Below are 18,024 nucleotides of genomic sequence, written 5' to 3' on the forward strand. Positions count from 1 at the left end.
GTCAGTTTCCTTCCTGGATGGTGATGTTGCTGACGGTCCCGTCGATCTGCAGGATCAGCCGGGCACCAGGCCGGTCGGTGTTGTAGCTGCTCTCCCGGGACGTGATGCCCCCGCGGCGGTCGGTGCCCTCATTAAGGTTTCCCAGTGTCATGTCCGCCCGGACGTCCACCGGTACGGCCCGCGGCAGCAGGACGGTGACATTGCTGGCCGTGACGTCCATGGGAACCACGACGTCGGAGGGCAGCGGTGCTTCCAGGTTCAGCCCGGTGAGGTCAACGGTTCCGCGTCCGCCAGTAATCTGGAAGCCGTCGCGGGCTTGCTCGATGCTGGCCGGAGACCAGTCGGCATTGTGGAAGCGGAAGCGGTCACCGTTGGGGACGGCGTTGATGACGCCGCCGACGATCAGCGCAACGACGGCGAAGAAGCCGAGGATTCCCGAGCTCCTGCCGCGGAGGCCCGCAAGCAGGATTCCCAAGCCCAGCACAGCCGCGCCGCTGGCCCAGACGATGGCATTTGCCGACGTGCCGAGATCGACCACGTTGCCGGCGTCAAGTGCTTTGAGTGCGCCGCCAACGAGCAGGGCGAGGCCCGCGGTGATGGCTACGGCCGGCGTGCCCGGTCCTCCCGGTTTCTGTTTCGGTAACGAGCCCGGGGCGGGCACCGGTGCGGGTCTGCCGGGCGGAACGCTGCCGAAGCCGCCGGAAGAAGGATTGCCGCCGCCGTACGGGGTTCCCGGCGCGTACGGAGTGCCGGGCGCGTACGACATTCCGGCTGTATACGGCGGTCCTGTGTACGACGTTTCCGGGACGTACGGCGCGTTGGGTTCGGTCGCCGCACTGGCTCCGGCCGTCGCCGCGGGCCAACCGGCGGTCCATTCAGCTGCGGAAACATCGCGCGGGCCTGCTCCGCCGCTGTTCCTGTTGCGCTGGGTGAGGTAGTACACGAGGTAGATGAGGCCACCGATCCAGAACAGGGCCCAGAAGAAGCCGGAGCCGTCACGGCCCCAGCCCCAGAAGCCGCCGCCCATGCCCGTGAAACCGATAAGCGTGGTGACCAGGGCACCTGTCATGCCGGTGGTCCAGCGACCTGCGCCTGCTTCCTGGGTGTGAATCCGGCCGTCGGGTTCGGGAAGCAGCGCCCAGCCGAGGCCATACAGCAGCACACCGATGCCGGCGAACAGGGTCAGCACAATAAAGATGCCGCGGACAATCAGGGGATCGATGCCCATGCGCTGGGCGATGCCGCTGGAGACGCCGCCGATCCAGCGGTCACGTCCGCGGTATATGCCGTGGCTGCGGACCCAGCCGAAGAAATCGAGCTGCTGGGCCGGCTGGCCTGCAGCGCCGGCGGGACTCCCGGCACCGGGACCGCCGGCACTGGGGCCGCCGGCGCCGGGAACGCCGGCACCAGCCGGGGTACCGCGGCTGTCTGGGACAGCATGGGTGCCGTAAAGTGGCGGAGGAAGCAGGGGCTCTTTCTGCGGTTCCGCTGTGCTTCCGCTCGAAGGTTCCGCGGTGCTTTCGCTCGAAGGTTCCGCAGGCCGTCCGGCACCGGCCGGGCCGCCTGGAGGATGCGGTTCGCGGAGGCCGGGCTGCTCATCAGAGGGGGTGGCGGACTGCTGTCCGTCGTCGGGGTCGGGGTTGTGCGAGTTCATACTTCGATACTGCCGTTGCACCGCTCCCACCGACATTGGGGAACACCCTGAGCCGCCCCTGACCTGCCCCTGGTCCGGGGCCGAAAGCGGTCCCCGGAACCCTGATCCGTGCTTGGATTGATGCATGACCACCGTTCCCGTCCGCCCGCCGCTGGTCCGCAGCGGCGACCGCATAATCGCCGGAGTATGCGCCGGGCTCGCAGCCCATCTTGGCTGGCCGGTGCGCATGGTGAGAATCGGAATGACGGTGGCCGCGCTCGCCGGCGGAGCGGGCCTGGTGTTTTACGCCTGGCTGTGGATCATGGTTCCCACCGCCGACGAAGCCGCCCGCCGAAACGCCAAGCGGCCCGCGTCGGCCATCGCCCCAGCCGTGAGCAGCCCGGCGCCGGACACTCCCGCGAGCGGCGCCCCGGTGCCGCAGCCCGCGGTCGGGAACCTGCCGTCGGACGTCTTTCCGTCCGCAGCGTACGACGCCGGGACCTCCTTCCAGCCGGTCACGCCTGGCGCTGGACCCGGCGCAGGCGCCGCGGCCGCCGCTGCTGGCGGTCCCTGGTTCCGGGGACGGAGGATGCGCTACGGCAAGGAAATCCTCCTCGGTTCGGGCCTGCTGCTCGTGGCCGGGATCCTGATTGCGAGACTGCTCGGGGCCGAGGTCCCGCTGGGGACCCTGATACCGGTGGCCGCAATCCTCGGCGGCGCCGCCATAGCGTGGATGCAGCTGGATGAGACGCGCCGCGCCGGCCTCGTGGACAAAACCAAGGCGGACCAGGCAGGCGGCTGGGCGCGGTTGGCCGCGGGCCTGGCGCTGGTGGTGGCCGGAGTGCTCATCATGGTGTCCGGCTCAGGATCCTGGGAGCAGACCTGGCTGGCCCTCCTGGCGTCCGTGGCAGTCCTCGGAGGCGTTGCCCTGGTTCTGCTGCCCTGGGGCCTGAAATTCTGGCGGGACCTCGAAACCGAACGCGCCGGACGGGTACGGGAAACGGAGCGCGCCGAGATCGCCGCCCACCTGCACGACTCGGTGCTGCAGACACTTGCGCTGATTCAGCGCCGCGCAGGCAACGAGCAAGACGTCATCCGGCTGGCACGGGCGCAGGAACGGGAACTGCGCGGCTGGCTTTTCAAGGACCCTGCCAGGGACGCGGGCCAGTTGTCCGACCGGATCAAGGCAGCCGCCGCTGAAGTGGAGGACGGCCTCGGCAATGCGGTGGATGTAGTGAGCGTAGGAGATACCGGCATGACTGAGCGTCACGAGGCACTGGTCCAGGCCAGCCGCGAAGCCATGTTGAATGCTTCACGGCACGGCGGCGGACCAGTTTCCGTGTACGTTGAAGCGGCCGACAGCGGCGTGGAGGTTTTCATCAAGGACCGCGGCCCCGGATTCGATCCCGAGGCCGTTCCCGGAGACAGGCTGGGAATCCGGGAATCGATCATTGGCCGGATGAGGCGGCATGACGGAACAGCCAAAATTGACAGCACGCCGGACGGCACCGAGGTGCGGCTAACGCTGCCCGCCCCCGCCGCCGGGAATGCGGAAGGAAAGCCATGACCACGCCGGCAACGGACGGAACCAGCGCGGGGGAACACCGGCAAACAGTGAGGGTGGTGATCGTTGACGACCACGCCATTTTCCGCTCCGGCCTGAAGGCCGACCTGGATCCGCGGGTGGGCGTTGTGGGAGAGGCGGGCACTGTGGAGCAGGCCATCGACGTCATTGCCCGCACCCGACCTGATGTTGTGCTCCTCGATGTCCATCTGCCCGGGGGCCGGGGCGGCGGCGGGCGGGAAGTCATTGCAGGATCGGCACCGCTGCTGGGGAGTACCAGGTTCCTGGCGCTGAGTGTATCCGATGCGGCGGAGGACGTGGTTGCTGTTATCCGGGCCGGCGCCCGCGGTTATGTGACCAAGACGATTTCCGGTCCGGAGATCACTGACGCGGTCTTCCGGGTTGCCGGGGGTGACGCTGTCTTCTCGCCGCGCCTCGCCGGCTTCGTGCTGGATGCCTTCGGCACCGCCCCGGCCGGCATCGCCGACGACGAACTGGACAAGCTCTCCGCCCGGGAACTCGAGGTCATGCGCCTGATCGCCCGGGGCTACAGCTACAAGGAAGTGGCCAAGGAGCTGTTCATCTCCATCAAGACTGTGGAAACCCACGTCTCGGCAGTGCTGCGGAAGCTGCAGCTGTCCAGCCGGCACGAACTGACCAAGTGGGCTGCGGAGCGCCGTCTCCTCTAGCCCCACTCCGGACGCTCTCTCACTTCCTGCCGCTTAACCGCAAACGCTCCATCACTGGGTGAGGGAGCGTTTGCGTATTCCTTGCAGGAAGTGAGAGAGCGTCGGGTTACTTGGCCTTGCCCAGGAAGTCCTGCAGGCGGGCCACGCCGGTGGCGAGGTCATCGTCGCCGAGGGCGTAGGAGAGCCGCAGGTAACCGGACGGGCCGAAGGCTTCGCCGGGGACGACGGCAACCTCAACCTCGTCGAGGATCAGCGCAGCGAGCTCTGCGGAGGTTGCGGGGCTGACAGGACCGTTCGCCGTCGGGAATTCCTTGCCCAGCAGCGCGCGGACGTCGGCGTAAACGTAAAAGGCGCCCTTCGGCGTCGGGCATTCAACGCCCTCAATAGCGTTCAGGCCGGCCACGATCGCTTTGCGCCGGCGGTCGAAGGCGACCTTCATCTCGTCAACGGCGGTCAGGGGACCGGAGACGGCCGCGAGGGCGGCGATCTGCGGGATGTTGGACACATTGGACGTGGCGTGGGACTGCAGGTTGGTGGCGGCCTTGATGACGTCGGCCGGGCCGATCATCCAGCCCACGCGCCAGCCGGTCATCGCGTACGTCTTGGCAACGCCGTTGAGGATGACTACCTTGTCACCCAGTTCGGGGGCGGCGGTGGCGATGGAGGTGAACGGGACGCCGTCGTACGTCAGGTGCTCGTAGATCTCATCCGTGACCACCCACAGGCCCTTGGCGGCAGCCCACTGTCCAATCTCGGCAACCTGCTCCGGTGAGTAGACCGACCCCGTGGGGTTGGACGGAGAAACAAAGAGCAGGATCTTGGTGCGGTCCGTCACGGCCGCCTCCAGCTGCTGAACGGTCACGAGGTAATCCTGCTCGGGGCCCGCGAAGACCTCCACCGGCACGCCGCCGGCCAGGCGGATAGCTTCCGGGTAGGTGGTCCAGAACGGTGTGGGCACAATCACTTCGTCGCCCGGATCCACCAGCGTGGCGAAGGTGTTGTAGACGGCCTGTTTGCCCCCGTTGGTCACAAGCACCTGGGAAGGATCGGCCTTGTAGCCGGAGTCCCGGAAGGTTTTCTCAGCGATGGCCTTCTTCAGCTCCGGCAGTCCGCCGGCAGGCGAGTAGCGGTGGTACTTCGGCTGGCTCGCGGCTTCGATGGCGGCCTTCACGATGTAGTCCGGGGTCGGAAAGTCGGGCTCGCCTGCGCCGAAGCCGATCACCGGCCGGCCGGCCGCCTTCAGCGCCTTGGCCTTGGCGTCGACAGCCAAGGTGGCGGATTCGGCAATGGCGGATATGCGCTGGGAGACGCGGGCGGAAGACATGGCAGGTCCGTTCTTCGCTTGCAGCTGGGTAGCTGAATGATGGGATTCGACGGAAACTACTCTATGCTGTTCACCGGATCGTTCGAGGTGGGACCCGGGTATGTGACTGCAGTCCAGCCGGGTTTCTCTGTCTCACGGATGCTCCGAAAGAGGCTGGTTCGACGTAAGCGAACTTCTTGCGTAGACTGGTTCTCCGGTGTTGAAAACACGATTGATGGCGTGCGCCTCAGGAAAGCCTGAGTCAAGCGCGGCATGGAGGTTTTCACTCCACGGGCCAGCTTTGGTCCATAGGGTAGTGGCGCAATTGGTAGCGCAGCGGTCTCCAAAACCGCAGGTTGCAGGTTCGAGTCCTGTCTGCCCTGCGCAAGCTGTTCCGGTGGAAAGCCGGAACCAGCGCAGCAACCATGGTTCAGTTCAGAGCCGGGTAATCCGACATTTGCGAGGATGAGTGAGGGACCAGGTGACCGAAACAGCTGCAAGCAGCTCCAAGGGCCGCCCCGCAAAGAATGCCGCCAAAGCCGGCTTCTTCGCTCGCATCGCACTCTTCGTCCGCCAGGTCATCGGTGAACTGAAGAAGGTCGTGGCGCCGACCCGCAAGGAACTGATCAACTACACGCTCGTGGTGCTCGTATTCGTGGTCATCATGATGGTCATCGTTACCTTGCTGGACCTCGGCTTCGGCAGCGCGGTGAGCTGGATCTTCGGCGGTACGGCCCCCGCGGACCGCTAAGGGCGACCAGTCCGCAGACTGCGCGGGCACTTCCGGAATTCGGAAGGAGCTGCGGAGTGTGCGGAATTGAGCCATTTAAATAGGCATGTTAGGCAATGAGGAAGCAGGAGACCAAGTGTCTGAGCACAAGCTCGAGGTAACTGAGACTGAGCTGGATGAAACGCGGAACCCGGCGGCTGAACCCGCTGCGGAGTCTGGGGTTGAGTCTGCTGCACCCGATTTCGACGGCGCTGCTGACGCCGCCTCAGACGCCGACGACGCCGCTGCGGATGTAACAGAAGAAGCCACTGCGGATGAAACAGAAGCAGACGCTGCGGACGAAGCTGCGGATGAAACAGAAGCAGGCGCTGACGGCGAGGACTCGGATGCCCTGGCCGCCGCTGCCGCCAAGGCGGAGGTTGATCCTGCTGAAGAATTCAAGGCGAAGCTGCGCCGCCAGGAGGGTGACTGGTACGTCATCCACTCCTACGCCGGTTACGAAAACCGTGTGAAGGCCAACCTCGAGACGCGCATCCAGACCCTGGACATGGAAGATTACATCTTCGAAATCCAGGTGCCCATGGAGGAAGTCGTTGAGATCAAGAACGCCCAGCGCAAGGTCATCAACCGCGTCCGCATCCCCGGCTACGTGCTCGTCCGCATGGACCTGACCGACGCCTCGTGGGGCGCCGTCCGCCATACCCCGGGTGTCACCGGCTTCGTCGGCAACGCTCACAACCCTGTGCCGCTGCGTCTGGACGAGGTCTTCTCCATGCTCGCACCGGTCTTCGAAGAGGAGCAGGCCGAGAAGGGCAAGCCCGCCAAGCAGCCTTCCGCTCCGGTGAACGTCGACTTCGAGGTTGGCGAGTCTGTCATCGTCAAGGAAGGCCCGTTCGAGACCCTTCCCGCCACGATCTCCGAAATCAAGGTGGATTCCCAGACCCTCGTGGTCCTGGTGTCCATCTTCGAGCGCGAGACGCCGGTCACGCTGGGCTTCAACCAGGTCACCAAGATCTAGTTCCACCACAGATTTCGTCCCGGACTGTCCGCTTTAGCAGTTCCGGGACGGCCGGCCGCCTCGCCATGGCGGCCAACCACCTGAGGCACGCTCCTGTGTCCCAGGACGTATTTGAGAGAAGGACCCTACATTGGCTCCCAAGAAGAAGGTCACCGGCCTCATCAAGCTGCAGATCCAGGCAGGTGCCGCTAACCCGGCCCCGCCGATCGGTCCTGCGCTTGGCCAGCACGGTGTCAACATCATGGAATTCTGCAAGGCGTACAACGCTGCGACGGAAGCCCAGCGCGGAAACGTTATTCCTGTTGAAATCACGGTCTACGAAGACCGTTCTTTCACGTTCATCACCAAGACCCCGCCGGCTGCAGAGCTCATCAAGAAGGCTGCAGGCGTCGCCAAGGGTTCAGCAACCCCGCACACCGTCAAGGTTGCCAAGCTGACCCAGGCCCAGGTCAACGAGATCGCCTCCACCAAGATGGAAGACCTCAACGCCACGAGCCTCGAAGGCGCCGCGAAGATCATCGCCGGCACCGCCCGCTCCATGGGCATCACCGTCGAGGGTTAATTTCCTCACGGCTGACGCGGCGCCGGTTTCGGAACACCGAGAACGACGCCGGGCAGCACCGCCGGGATAACCGGCACCACTGAAACATTGAAATGCCGCACGTCCAGTACGGATACGTACAGCCGGACTTGCGGCTGTGGCAGGGCCCAGCGCGGTCCGCAGACCACAACTGCACAAGGAGAAATAAGCAGCATGGCAAAGCGCAGCAAAGCATATGAGGCAGCCGTAGCCAAGATCGAGGCAAACAAGGTTTACGCCCCGTTCGAGGCCATTAGCCTGGCGAAGGAAATCAACCCTTCCAAGTTCGACGCAACCGTTGAGGTCGCTTTCCGCCTGGGCGTTGACCCGCGTAAGGCCGACCAGATGGTCCGTGGCACCGTCAACCTGCCGCACGGCACCGGTAAGACCGCCCGCGTCCTCGTTTTCGCAACCGGTGACAAGGCTGAAGCAGCAATCGCTGCCGGCGCTGACTTCGTTGGTTCCGACGACCTGATCGAAAAGATCTCCGGCGGCTGGACCGACTTCGATGCCGCCGTTGCCACCCCTGACCTCATGGGCAAGGTTGGCCGCCTCGGTAAGGTCCTCGGCCCGCGTAACCTGATGCCGAACCCGAAGACCGGCACCGTGACCGCCGACGTCACCAAGGCCGTCAACGACATCAAGGGTGGAAAGATCGACTTCCGCGTCGACAAGCACTCCAACCTGCACTTCATCATCGGCAAGGTCTCGTTCGATGCCGTCAAGCTGGCGGAGAACTACGCAGCCGCCCTGGAAGAGGTGCTTCGTCTGAAGCCGTCCGCTTCCAAGGGCCGCTACATCCAGAAGGCTACGGTTGCCACCACGTTCGGTCCCGGCATCACCGTGGATCCCAACGTCACCAAGGTGCTGGCCGAGGCCTAATCCTCGTGAACCACTGGCAAAAAGACCGTCCGGCATCACGCCGGGCGGTCTTTTGTCTTGGTGGCCGACGTCTTGCTGGCAGCGATTCACGCCGGGGGTGCCTTGAGGAAGCCACTCTGGAACCACACGGGCCATAAAGCTACGCTGGGCCCGTGACGACGACGTCCTACCGCATAGAACCGCTCACCCTCCCTGCCGCTGTGGATGCTGCCGACGCCGGCGACTTCCTGGAGTACAGCGAGCTTACCGACGCCCTGATCATGGAAACCTGGGGCAACCTCGACCGTGCCACTCCCCGCGAAGCGCGACTCGAAGGCTGGCGCGACAACCAGTACCAGCAGGCGCGGCTCTTCTTCCTCCGGCTGGACGGCCGCATGGTGGCGAGGTCCTGGATCAGGCTGCCGCTGCAGGAGAACCTCCAGGACGCCTTGCTCCGGGTTGACGTGCTGAACAGGTTTAGCGGCCGGGGGATCGGACGGCTGATGCTGCGCCACCTCGAAGAATTCGCCGCCCGCCACGGCCGGACCACGTTGCAGAGCTTCACTGAACATGCTCCCGGCTTCGACCCCGATGGGCCCGGAATCCTCAAACCCGGAACGGGCACGGGAGGGATTCCGGCGGGATCCAGGGCGGCACGATTCGCCCTGGCGGCCGGCTACGCGCTTGAGCAGGTGACGCGTTTCAGCGCACTGGACATGCCGCCGTCGGACGCGGTCCTTGACGCGCTGGAACGCGAGGCGTCCGCCGTCGCCGGGGAACGCTACGAACTCCTCACCTGGACGGACCGCTGCCCGGATGACTATGTGGACCAGTTCGCCGTGCTCATGTCGCGGATGAGCACCGACAGCCCTGCCGGTGCCCTCCATTATGATCCGGAAGTCTGGGATGCCAAGCGGGTACGCCATGCCGAGGAAGAGTGGGAGCAGACGGGACTGGAGTCCCTTGTTGCTATGGCGAGGCATAAGGCAAGCGGCGAACCCGCCGCTTACTCCGTGCTGCAGTATTCCGCATTAAAGCCCTGGGCCGCTGAACAGGAGGACACCCTGGTGACGAAGGAGCACCGGGGAAACCGGCTGGGCATGCTGGTCAAGATCCTCAACCTGCGGCGGCTGGCGCGGGAACACCCTTCAGTGGAACGCGTCCTGACGTTCAACGCCTCCGAGAACCAGCACATGCTGGCCATCAACGAGTCCCTCGGTTTCCGGCCTGCCGGGTACGACGGTGAGTGGCAGCGCCGCCGTTAACCAACCTTTATACGGGCAACAGGTACTTCGCGGCGGCTCAGGCCGTAGCCTAGGAGGGTGAGAGGCGGAAGCGGCTGGGAAGATGCCCCTGTGACTAGCGATGTGCGGATTGAGCAGCTGTTCATACCGAACTCCATCGATGCGCCCGACGCTGCGGATTTTCTTGCCGCAGTGGAAGTCAGCCGCAAGGTCCGGATGCAGACGTGGGGGAGTGATGACCTCGCCTACGCACCCTTGGAGAAGCTCCTTGAGTTGGACGATCCCTACGAGCGCCAGGTCATCCTGGTGGCCAAGGTCGACGGCGAGATTGTCGGCACCGCGGATATCGCCTTGCCCCTGACCGACAACCTGGACTTGGCCGAGTTCACGCTCGACATCCTGCCGGAGTACCAGGGCCAGGGCGTGGGGCGGCAGTTGCTGGAAGCCGCGGAGGCCTTTGCCCGCGACGAGGGGCGGACCATGATCCTGATCGACACAAACCACCCCGGGGCGTCGTTGCATGAGTTCGACGTCGACCAGCTGGTGCCGGGGTCCGGCCAGGGTTTCGTGCCGCTGGGCAGCAGGGAAGTGGAGTTCGCCCGGCGTACCGGCTACACGCTCCAGCACATCGAGCAGTTCAGTTCCTGCGCACTGCCGCTTGATACGAAGCTCGTGGCGGAGCTGGAGGCTGAGGCGCAGGAGGCCAACAACGGCAGGTACCGCCTGCATCACTGGACGGACCGCTGCCCGGACCGCTGGCTGGAATCTGTTGCTGCCCTCGAGAACCAGGCCGGCGGGGGCGCGTTGCCCATTGCCGGCGGCGGGGACGACGGCATGGTGATGGACGCCCGCATTCTGCGGGAAGCGGAAGCCGCGACCATAGCGCAGGGACGTCGGACGGTGGTGACCGCCGTCGAACATATCGCCACCGGAACTCTGGTGGGGCTGACCACCATCAGTGTCCTGGCGCAGCGGCAGGACGTCGTCTTCCAGGACGACACGGTGGTGCTGCAGGAACACCGCGGCAACAAGCTCGGCCTGCTCATCAAGGTGGCCAACATGGAACGGCTCACGGAGCAGTTCCCGGATGCGCGCGTGATCTATACCTGGAATGCACCGGAAAACCGGTACCTCCTGACCGTCAACCGCCAGTTGGGATTTACGACGGCGGGTGTCACCGGGATCTGGCAGAAGGAACTTCCCGATCTCGGCCCCAGCAGGAGCTAGCCCGGCGATTTGGTGGTCCGCAGTGCTGTCCCGTAAGCTTGAACTACCAAAGACCGTCGGTTGTTGGAAATCCACTCTTTCGAGCTCAGCTCAACTCTGCAGTTGTGTGCGGAAGAGCCAGTGGGTTTCTGGACGAAGGACCCTGAACATAGGGCGGCCGGCGCAGGTGAACGAAGCAAAGCTCCGCGGTTCTGACCGCGTTGAGCCAAGCCCCGTGCATCTGCGCGGGGCGTTTTTAGTTTTAGCTCACCTGAGCGGGGACCCGGAATACCGGCACTATCCCCGGAAGGAGGGTTATGGCAACGCCTACCAAGGTTTCAGCAGTAGCTGAGATCACTAACGATTTCAAGGAATCGAACGCCGCTGTCCTGACCGAATACCGTGGGCTCACCGTTGCACAGCTCAAGCAGCTGCGTGTTTCTCTCGGCCAGGACACCAAGTTCGCGGTCGTTAAGAACACCCTGACCGCCATTGCAGCCAAGGAAGCTGGTGTCGAAGCATTCGACGGCCAGCTTGCCGGCCCCACTGCAATCGCGTTCATCAAGGGTGACGCAGTTGCAGCTGCCAAGAGCCTGACGGATTTTGCCAAGGCCAACAAGCAGCTGGTCATCAAGACCGGTTACTTCGAGGGCAAGGCACTGAACGCCAGCGAAGTTGCCGCCCTGGCAGCACTCGAGTCCCGCGAGCTGCAGCTCGCCAAGGTTGCAGGCGTCCTCAAGGCCCCTGCTGCCGCTGCTGCACGCATCATCGACGCACTGCGCCTCAAGCTTGAAGAAGAGAACGGTGCTCCGGCTGAAGCCGCAGCTCCCGCCGCTGAAGAAGCTCCCGCCGCAGACGCAGCAGCTGAGGCTCCGGCCGAAGCCGCCGCCGAAGAGAACTAACTCTCTCCCAAACAGACTCCGGTGGAACGATCGGCATCACGCCGCCGCCCACCACTATAGGAAGGACGCCAACCATGGCGAAGCTCACCAACGAAGAGCTCATTGAAGCTTTCAAGGAACTGACCATCATCGAGCTCTCCGAGTTCGTCAAGCTCTTCGAAGAAACCTTCGACGTCACCGCTGCTGCTGTTGCTGTTGCTGGCCCCGCTGCCGGCGGCGCTGCAGAAGAAGCTGAAGAGAAGACTGACTTCGACGTCGTCCTCGAAGCTGCTGGCGACAAGAAGATCGCAGTGATCAAGGAAGTCCGCGCCATCACCTCCCTCGGCCTCAAGGAAGCCAAGGACCTGGTTGACAGCGCTCCCAAGGCTGTTCTCGAAGGCGCCACCAAGGAAGCCGCCGAGAAGGCAAAGGCTCAGCTCGAAGAAGCTGGCGCCACCGTTACCCTCAAGTAACAACTGCTTCAAAGGAATCCCCGTCCACTTCGGTGGGCGGGGATTCCTGCGTTAACAGTGACCTAGTTTGGATCGCTGATGTCAGCCACCACGGCTCCGAGCGCGGCGACAAGGGCATCGGCGTCCACGAACGCGCTGTAGCCGTGCTGGCCTGCGCCCATGGAAATGCGCCGGCCGGCAATGGTCTGATCGGCATAGACCGGCCAGGCCGTGGTGCTCCCGAGCGGAGTGATAGTTCCCCGCTCGTAACCGGTGGCTTCCAGCGCCACGTCCGCCGGGGGCATGGAGAGTTTGTTCACTCCCACGAGGCCGCGCAGCTTGGACCAGGAAATCTGGCGGTCGCCCGGAATCAGAGCGAACAGGAAGCTGCCGTCCTTGTGCTTCACCACGAGGGACTTCACGATGTCGGCCGGCGTGATGCCGAGGATAAACGCGGCCTCCTCCAGGCTGTGGGCGGCGAGCCGCTCCACGATTTCGACGTCGAGCCCCCGCGCGGCGGCGTCGGCAAGGAACCGCTCCCTGCCGGAGCCGATTCCGCCGGAGCCGCCGCCTGTGCCCGAACCGCCTGTGCCCGGACTGCCCGCAGGTAGGGCCTCCATCAGTCCCTGTACAGCAGCAGGGCTTCGCCCTGGCCTCCGCCACCGCATAGCGCAACCGCCGCCTTGCCCTGGCCGCGGCGCTGCAACTCATGGGCGGCGTGCAGTGCAAGCCGGGCGCCGGAGGCGCCGATCGGGTGGCCGAGGGCGATTGCGCCGCCGTGCAGGTTGCACTGTTCCAAGGGGTAGTCGAGATCCTTGAGGGACTGCACGGCAACTGAGCCGAATGCCTCGTTGATTTCGATGAAGTCCAGTTCCGCTGTGGTCCAGCCAGCCCGCTCCAGGGCGTTGCGGATCGCGTTGGAGGGCTGGGAGTGCAGGGAATTGTCCGGCCCGGCCACCTGGCCCGGTTTGCCTACAACCGCCAAGTAGTCCAGCCCGTTGGCTTCCGCATATTTGCGGGAGGTCAGCACCAGGGCGGAGGCGCCGTCAGACAGGGGAGAGGAGTTTCCGGCGGTGATGGTGCCGTCTGTCACGAACGCGGCGCGCAGCCCGGCGAGGGACTCGATGGAGGCGTCCGGGCGGACGCCCTCATCGGTGGAAACCACCAAGGGATCGCCTTTGCGTTGCTTGACGCTGATCGGCGCGATCTCCTCGTCGAAAACACCGTTCTTGGACGCGATGGCTGCGCGCTGGTGGGAGTGTGCGGCGACGTTGTCCTGCGAGGTCCGATCGATGCCGAGGACGAGATTTTTGCTTTCAGTGGAGAGGCCCATGGACTGCCCGTCGAAGGCGTCGGTCAGGCCGTCATGTGCGGCGACGTCGAGCGCCTGAATGGCACCGTAGGTCCAGCCCTGGCGCGATCCGGGCAGCAGATGCGGGGCCCGGGTCATGGACTCCTGGCCGCCGGCGACGACGACGCGGGCATCACCGCTGCGGATCATCCTCGCCGCGTCGATCACCGCCGTCAGCCCTGACAGGCACACCTTGTTGACGGTCACCGCGGGCACGTTCCAGCCGATGCCGGCACCAATCGAACTCTGGCGCGCAGGGTTCTGGCCGGCGCCGGCCTGCAGCACCTGGCCCATGATGACTGCCTCGACCTGGTCGGCGCGGAGTCCGCTGGCGGCCAGGGCCGCAGTGATCGCATGTGTCCCGAGCTCGACGGCGGTGAAGCTCGCCAGCTGCCCGTTGAGACGGCCCTGCGGGGTGCGTGCACCGGACAGAATGACAACGTCGCTGTTGTCTGCGGAGTTGCTCATTGTTTTTATCTCTTCCGATCTGGGGCGGTATCTGAGGCGATATAGGTATAGATTATCGTGACGCGAATCACCCCGACATCAGACTGGCAGCAAGTGCTTTGGAGGCTGCACGCTGCAAGGTGTGGCTGCACGACTGCACGCTGCAAGACGTGGCTGCAAGATCGCGGATGCAAGATCGCGGATGCAAGATCGCGGCTGCAAGACGTGCCCGGCGAATCGGTGCTTGCAATACGAACCGAAGTGGGGTAGACACGTGTGGGGTTTTGCCGTATCGTAGATATTTGCGTCTTCCCTGTTTACCTTCAGCCTTCATATAGCGGTGGGCTTCTCTTGGCAGCTGCTCCATCAATGTGCCGTATACAACGTCACCAGCATGGGCAGACCAGGTCCCGGGTCATATAGCGGAACCGGATGGTAGCACTGCGAAGTCACTTCGCAGGGTGAAAGCGGGGGAGATCTGAAAACGCCTGAAGGTCTGTGGAAGGATCCCTCTTGGTCGCCTCGAGCACCTCTAATGAAAACAACGCTACCGCTATCAATGCCGAAAGCACCGACGGTGCCACTCGCCGGCTCTCATTCGCAAAGATTCACGAACCTCTTGACGTTCCGAATCTGCTCGCCCTGCAGACGGACAGCTTCGACTGGCTGGTCGGAAACGAACGCTGGCAGGCCCGTGTAGCGAAAGCCGTCGAAGAAGGCGACCTGAGCGTCGCCACCACCTCCGGTCTTTCCGACATCTTCGAAGAGATCTCCCCGATTGAGGACTTCCAGGGCACCATGTCCCTGAGCTTCTCCGATCCGGAGTTCGCTGACCCGAAGTACACCATGGCCGAATGCAAGGACCGGGACGCTACGTACTCGGCACCGCTGTACGTCAAGGCCGAATTCATGAACAACAACACGGGCGAAATCAAGCAGCAGACCGTGTTCATGGGTGATTTCCCGCTGATGACCGAGAAGGGCACCTTCGTTGTCAACGGCACCGAACGTGTCGTCGTTTCCCAGCTGGTCCGTTCCCCGGGCGCCTACTTCGAGCGTGCCGCTGACAAGACCAGCGACAAGGACATTTTCACCGCAAAGATCATTCCGTCCCGCGGTGCCTGGTTCGAGCTCGAAATCGACAAGCGCGACCAGGTCGGCGTTCGCCTCGACCGCAAGCGCAAGCAGTCCGTCACGGTGCTGCTGAAGGCCCTCGGCTGGACCGAAGGCCAGATCCTCGAGGAGTTCGGCCAGTACGACTCCATGCGTGCCACGCTGGAGAAGGACGCCACCGAAACCCGCGAAGACGCCCTGCTGGACATCTACCGCAAGCTGCGTCCGGGCGAGCCGCCCACCGTTGAGGCTGCCCAGTCCCTGCTGGACAACCTGTACTTCAACTCCAAGCGCTATGACCTGGCCAAGGTTGGCCGTTACAAGATCAACCGCAAGCTTGGCATCGACCGCTCCCTTGGCGACAAGGAAGCTTCGGTCCTGCATGTTGAAGACATCGTCGCCATGATCAAGTTCCTCGTCGCGCTGCACGCCGGCGAGAAGACCCTCATGGGCAAGCGCGACGGCCAGGACCACGAGCTGCGTGTCGAGATCGATGACATCGACCACTTCGGCAACCGCCGCATCCGCGCTGTAGGCGAACTCATTGAGAACCAGGTCCGCACCGGCCTGTCCCGCATGGAGCGCGTCGTCCGCGAACGCATGACGACGCAGGACGTCGAGGCCATCACGCCGCAGACCCTGATCAACATCCGTCCCGTGGTGGCAGCCATCAAGGAGTTCTTCGGAACGTCCCAGCTGTCCCAGTTCATGGACCAGAACAACCCGCTCTCGGGTCTGACCCACAAGCGCCGTCTTTCGGCGCTGGGCCCGGGCGGTCTGTCCCGTGACCGCGCAGGCATGGAAGTTCGAGACGTCCACCCGTCCCACTACGGACGTATGTGCCCCATCGAAACCCCTGAAGGCCCCAACATTGGTCTGATCGGCTCGCTGGCATCCTACGGACGCATCAACCCGTTCGGTTTCATCGAGACGCCTTACCGGCTCGTCAAGGACGGCGTCGTTTCCGATGACGTCCAGTACCTGACGGCCGACGACGAGGCCGAGGTCCTGATTGCACAGGCCAACGCTCCGCTCGACGAGAACAAGCGCTTCGCTGAAGAGACCGTCCTGGTCCGTGCACGCGGTGGTGGAGGCGAGCCCGTGCTCGTTCCCGCCGAGGATGTGCAGTTCATGGACGTTTCCCCGCGCCAGATGGTGTCCGTGGCAACCGCCTTGATCCCGTTCCTTGAGCACGACGACGCCAACCGCGCACTCATGGGTGCCAACATGCAGCGCCAGGCTGTGCCGTTGGTCCGTTCCGAGGCCCCGTTCGTGGGCACCGGCATGGAGCGCGCCGCTGCTGTTGACGCCGGTGATGTTGTCATCGCCAAGAAGGCCGGTGTGGTGACCGAGGTCTCCGCTGAGCTCGTTGTCATGCTCAACGACGACGGCACGGAAACCAACTACCGCATCAACAAGTTCGCCCGCTCCAACCAGGGCAACTGCTACAACCACCGCGTTCTGGTGAACGAAGGCCAGCGCCTGGAAGTCGGCGGCATCATCGCCGACGGCCCGGCAACGGACCAGGGCGAGCTTGCCCTTGGTAAGAACCTGCTCGTGGCATTCATGTCATGGGAAGGCCACAACTTCGAGGATGCCATCATCCTGTCCCAGCGCATCGTCGCTGAGGACGTCCTTTCCTCCATCCACATCGAGGAGCACGAGATCGATGCCCGCGACACCAAGCTTGGTGCCGAGGAAATCACCCGTGATATCCCCAACGTGTCCGAGGAAGTCCTGGCAGGCCTGGACGAGCGCGGCATCATCCACATCGGTGCCGAGGTAGAAGCCGGCGACATTCTGGTCGGAAAGGTCACCCCGAAGGGTGAAACCGAACTGACCCCGGAAGAGCGCCTGCTCCGCGCCATCTTCGGTGAGAAGTCCCGCGAAGTGCGCGACACCTCCCTGAAGGTGCCGCACGGCGAGTCCGGCACGGTCATCGGCGTGCGCGTCTTCGACCGCGACAACGACGACGAGCTGCCCCCGGGTGTCAACCAGCTGGTCCGTGTCTATGTGGCTGCCAAGCGCAAGATCACCGACGGCGACAAGCTCGCCGGCCGCCACGGCAACAAGGGCGTTATCTCCAAGATCCTTCCGGTCGAGGACATGCCCTTCCTTGCCGACGGCACCCCCGTCGATATCGTCCTGAACCCGCTGGGTGTCCCAGGCCGTATGAACGTCGGCCAGGTTCTCGAGACGCACCTCGGCTGGGTAGCCAAGACCGGTTGGAAGATCGAAGGCGACCCCGAGTGGGCCAAGCAGCTGCCGAACCTGCCGCGCGAAAGTGGCCAGACCACTGTTGCAACGCCGGTCTTCGACGGTGCCCGCGAAGAGGAAATCACGGGCCTGCTCGACTCCACCAACCCGACGCGTGACGGCGACCGCCTGATCGACTCCTCGGGCAAGACCCGCCTGTTTGACGGCCGCTCCGGCGAGCCGTTCCCGGATCCGATCTCGGTCGGCTACATGTACATCCTGAAGCTCCACCACCTGGTGGACGACAAGATCCACGCGCGCTCCACCGGCCCGTACTCCATGATCACGCAGCAGCCGCTGGGTGGTAAGGCACAGTTTGGTGGCCAGCGCTTCGGTGAAATGGAAGTGTGGGCGCTCGAAGCTTACGGCGCCGCCTACACGCTCCAGGAACTCCTCACGATCAAGTCCGATGACATCCACGGTCGTGTGAAGGTCTACGAAGCGATCGTCAAGGGCGAAAACATCCCCGAGCCGGGCGTTCCTGAGTCCTTCAAGGTCTTGATCAAGGAAATGCAGTCGCTGTGCCTGAACGTGGAAGTGCTTTCCACGGACGGAACCACAATTGAAATGCGTGACTCTGATGACGCAGTCTTCACGGCTGCGGAAGAACTGGGCATCGATCTGTCACGTGCAGAGCCCAGTTCTGTAGAAGAGGTTTAGCAGGGGGTTTACCGGGAAAAGCAAGCGGCCCCGCCG

The 18,024-nt window shown here is 64.1% G+C and carries 15 protein-coding genes and 1 tRNA gene; 12 read left to right on the forward strand and 4 right to left on the reverse strand.

Translation table 11 applies throughout. The annotated features are described in order from the left end of the window. Position 1: 1 nt before the first annotated feature. On the reverse strand, positions 2-1,654 hold the full coding sequence (locus tag M1E01_RS05470; protein WP_457974087.1) for a PspC domain-containing protein: 1,653 nt from the start codon (positions 1,652-1,654) through the stop codon (positions 2-4). Positions 1,655-1,778: 124 nt separating this feature from the next. On the opposite strand from M1E01_RS05470, the gene M1E01_RS05475 reads away from it, so the two are divergent. Together M1E01_RS05475 and M1E01_RS05480 are read left to right on the forward strand one after the other, a co-directional pair. Beyond that, complete coding sequence (locus tag M1E01_RS05475; RefSeq protein WP_457974088.1) at positions 1,779-3,200, forward strand: ATP-binding protein; 1,422 nt, start codon at positions 1,779-1,781, stop codon at positions 3,198-3,200. After that, complete coding sequence (locus M1E01_RS05480; protein WP_457974089.1) at positions 3,197-3,886, forward strand: LuxR C-terminal-related transcriptional regulator; 690 nt, start codon at positions 3,197-3,199, stop codon at positions 3,884-3,886. Before M1E01_RS05475 ends, M1E01_RS05480 begins: the two co-directional genes overlap by 4 nt. 106 nt (positions 3,887-3,992) lie before the next feature. Here the strand turns inward: M1E01_RS05480 and M1E01_RS05485 are convergent, their stop codons facing one another. Next, positions 3,993-5,210 (reverse strand): pyridoxal phosphate-dependent aminotransferase, encoded by a 1,218-nt coding sequence (locus M1E01_RS05485; protein WP_457974090.1) that lies wholly within the window; start codon positions 5,208-5,210, stop codon positions 3,993-3,995. 289 nt (positions 5,211-5,499) lie between these two features. Here M1E01_RS05485 and M1E01_RS05490 point away from each other — a divergent pair. The 9 genes from M1E01_RS05490 to rplL all read left to right on the forward strand — a co-directional run bounded on the left by M1E01_RS05490 (position 5,500) and on the right by rplL (position 12,182). Then, positions 5,500-5,572: transfer RNA gene (locus M1E01_RS05490), tRNA-Trp, on the forward strand. A 98-nt stretch (positions 5,573-5,670) separates the two neighbouring features. After that, complete coding sequence (gene secE / locus M1E01_RS05495; RefSeq protein WP_457974091.1) at positions 5,671-5,940, forward strand: preprotein translocase subunit SecE; 270 nt, start codon at positions 5,671-5,673, stop codon at positions 5,938-5,940. A gap of 115 nt (positions 5,941-6,055) precedes the next feature. Beyond that, positions 6,056-6,937, forward strand: coding sequence for a transcription termination/antitermination protein NusG (gene nusG / locus M1E01_RS05500; protein WP_457974092.1), 882 nt, complete (start codon positions 6,056-6,058; stop codon positions 6,935-6,937). Positions 6,938-7,067: 130 nt separating this feature from the next. Next, positions 7,068-7,499 carry a 50S ribosomal protein L11 gene (gene rplK / locus M1E01_RS05505; protein WP_003803853.1) on the forward strand — a complete coding sequence of 144 codons (432 nt, stop codon included), beginning with the start codon at positions 7,068-7,070 and terminating at the stop codon, positions 7,497-7,499. Between the two features lie 192 nt (positions 7,500-7,691). Next, entirely contained in the window at positions 7,692-8,399 is a 708-nt protein-coding gene (gene rplA / locus M1E01_RS05510; protein WP_457974093.1) for a 50S ribosomal protein L1, read from the forward strand. Between the two features lie 152 nt (positions 8,400-8,551). Next, the gene (locus tag M1E01_RS05515; RefSeq protein WP_457974094.1) at positions 8,552-9,643 is read left to right on the forward strand and encodes a GNAT family N-acetyltransferase; all 1,092 of its coding nucleotides are present in this window, start codon (positions 8,552-8,554) and stop codon (positions 9,641-9,643) included. 90 nt (positions 9,644-9,733) lie between these two features. Then, positions 9,734-10,849 carry an N-acetyltransferase family protein gene (locus tag M1E01_RS05520; protein WP_457974095.1) on the forward strand — a complete coding sequence of 372 codons (1,116 nt, stop codon included), beginning with the start codon at positions 9,734-9,736 and terminating at the stop codon, positions 10,847-10,849. Between the two features lie 296 nt (positions 10,850-11,145). After that, positions 11,146-11,730, forward strand: a complete 585-nt coding sequence (gene rplJ, locus M1E01_RS05525; RefSeq protein WP_457974096.1) for a 50S ribosomal protein L10 — start codon at positions 11,146-11,148, stop codon at positions 11,728-11,730. Positions 11,731-11,804: 74 nt separating this feature from the next. After that, positions 11,805-12,182, forward strand: a complete 378-nt coding sequence (rplL, locus tag M1E01_RS05530; protein WP_457974097.1) for a 50S ribosomal protein L7/L12 — start codon at positions 11,805-11,807, stop codon at positions 12,180-12,182. Between the two features lie 62 nt (positions 12,183-12,244). Here rplL and M1E01_RS05535 read toward each other — a convergent pair whose 3' ends face one another. Both M1E01_RS05535 and M1E01_RS05540 read right to left on the reverse strand, forming a co-directional pair. Next, positions 12,245-12,781 carry an aminoacyl-tRNA deacylase gene (locus M1E01_RS05535; RefSeq protein ID WP_457974098.1) on the reverse strand — a complete coding sequence of 179 codons (537 nt, stop codon included), beginning with the start codon at positions 12,779-12,781 and terminating at the stop codon, positions 12,245-12,247. After that, positions 12,781-13,980, reverse strand: a complete 1,200-nt coding sequence (locus tag M1E01_RS05540) for an acetyl-CoA C-acetyltransferase (RefSeq protein ID WP_457974099.1) — start codon at positions 13,978-13,980, stop codon at positions 12,781-12,783. Before M1E01_RS05540 ends, M1E01_RS05535 begins: the two co-directional genes overlap by 1 nt. 492 nt (positions 13,981-14,472) lie before the next feature. On the opposite strand from M1E01_RS05540, the gene rpoB reads away from it, so the two are divergent. Further along, the gene (gene rpoB / locus M1E01_RS05545) at positions 14,473-17,988 is read left to right on the forward strand and encodes a DNA-directed RNA polymerase subunit beta (protein ID WP_457974100.1); all 3,516 of its coding nucleotides are present in this window, start codon (positions 14,473-14,475) and stop codon (positions 17,986-17,988) included. Positions 17,989-18,024 lie beyond the last annotated feature (36 nt).

This window comes from Arthrobacter sp. D1-17 (assembly GCF_054130535.1).

Excerpts from the sequence above, each read along its gene's own strand:
- M1E01_RS05470 (WP_457974087.1), bottom strand. The coding sequence starts at position 1,654 with ATGAACTCGCACAACCCCGACCCCGACGACGGACAGCAGTCCGCCACC.
- M1E01_RS05540 (WP_457974099.1), bottom strand. The coding sequence starts at position 13,980 with ATGAGCAACTCCGCAGACAACAGCGACGTTGTCATTCTGTCCGGTGCA.
- M1E01_RS05535 (WP_457974098.1), bottom strand. The coding sequence starts at position 12,781 with ATGGAGGCCCTACCTGCGGGCAGTCCGGGCACAGGCGGTTCGGGCACA.
- rplJ (WP_457974096.1), top strand. The coding sequence starts at position 11,146 with ATGGCAACGCCTACCAAGGTTTCAGCAGTAGCTGAGATCACTAACGAT.
- rplL (WP_457974097.1), top strand. The coding sequence starts at position 11,805 with ATGGCGAAGCTCACCAACGAAGAGCTCATTGAAGCTTTCAAGGAACTG.
- M1E01_RS05480 (WP_457974089.1), top strand. The coding sequence starts at position 3,197 with ATGACCACGCCGGCAACGGACGGAACCAGCGCGGGGGAACACCGGCAA.
- M1E01_RS05475 (WP_457974088.1), top strand. The coding sequence starts at position 1,779 with ATGACCACCGTTCCCGTCCGCCCGCCGCTGGTCCGCAGCGGCGACCGC.
- M1E01_RS05485 (WP_457974090.1), bottom strand. The coding sequence starts at position 5,210 with ATGTCTTCCGCCCGCGTCTCCCAGCGCATATCCGCCATTGCCGAATCC.
- rplA (WP_457974093.1), top strand. The coding sequence starts at position 7,692 with ATGGCAAAGCGCAGCAAAGCATATGAGGCAGCCGTAGCCAAGATCGAG.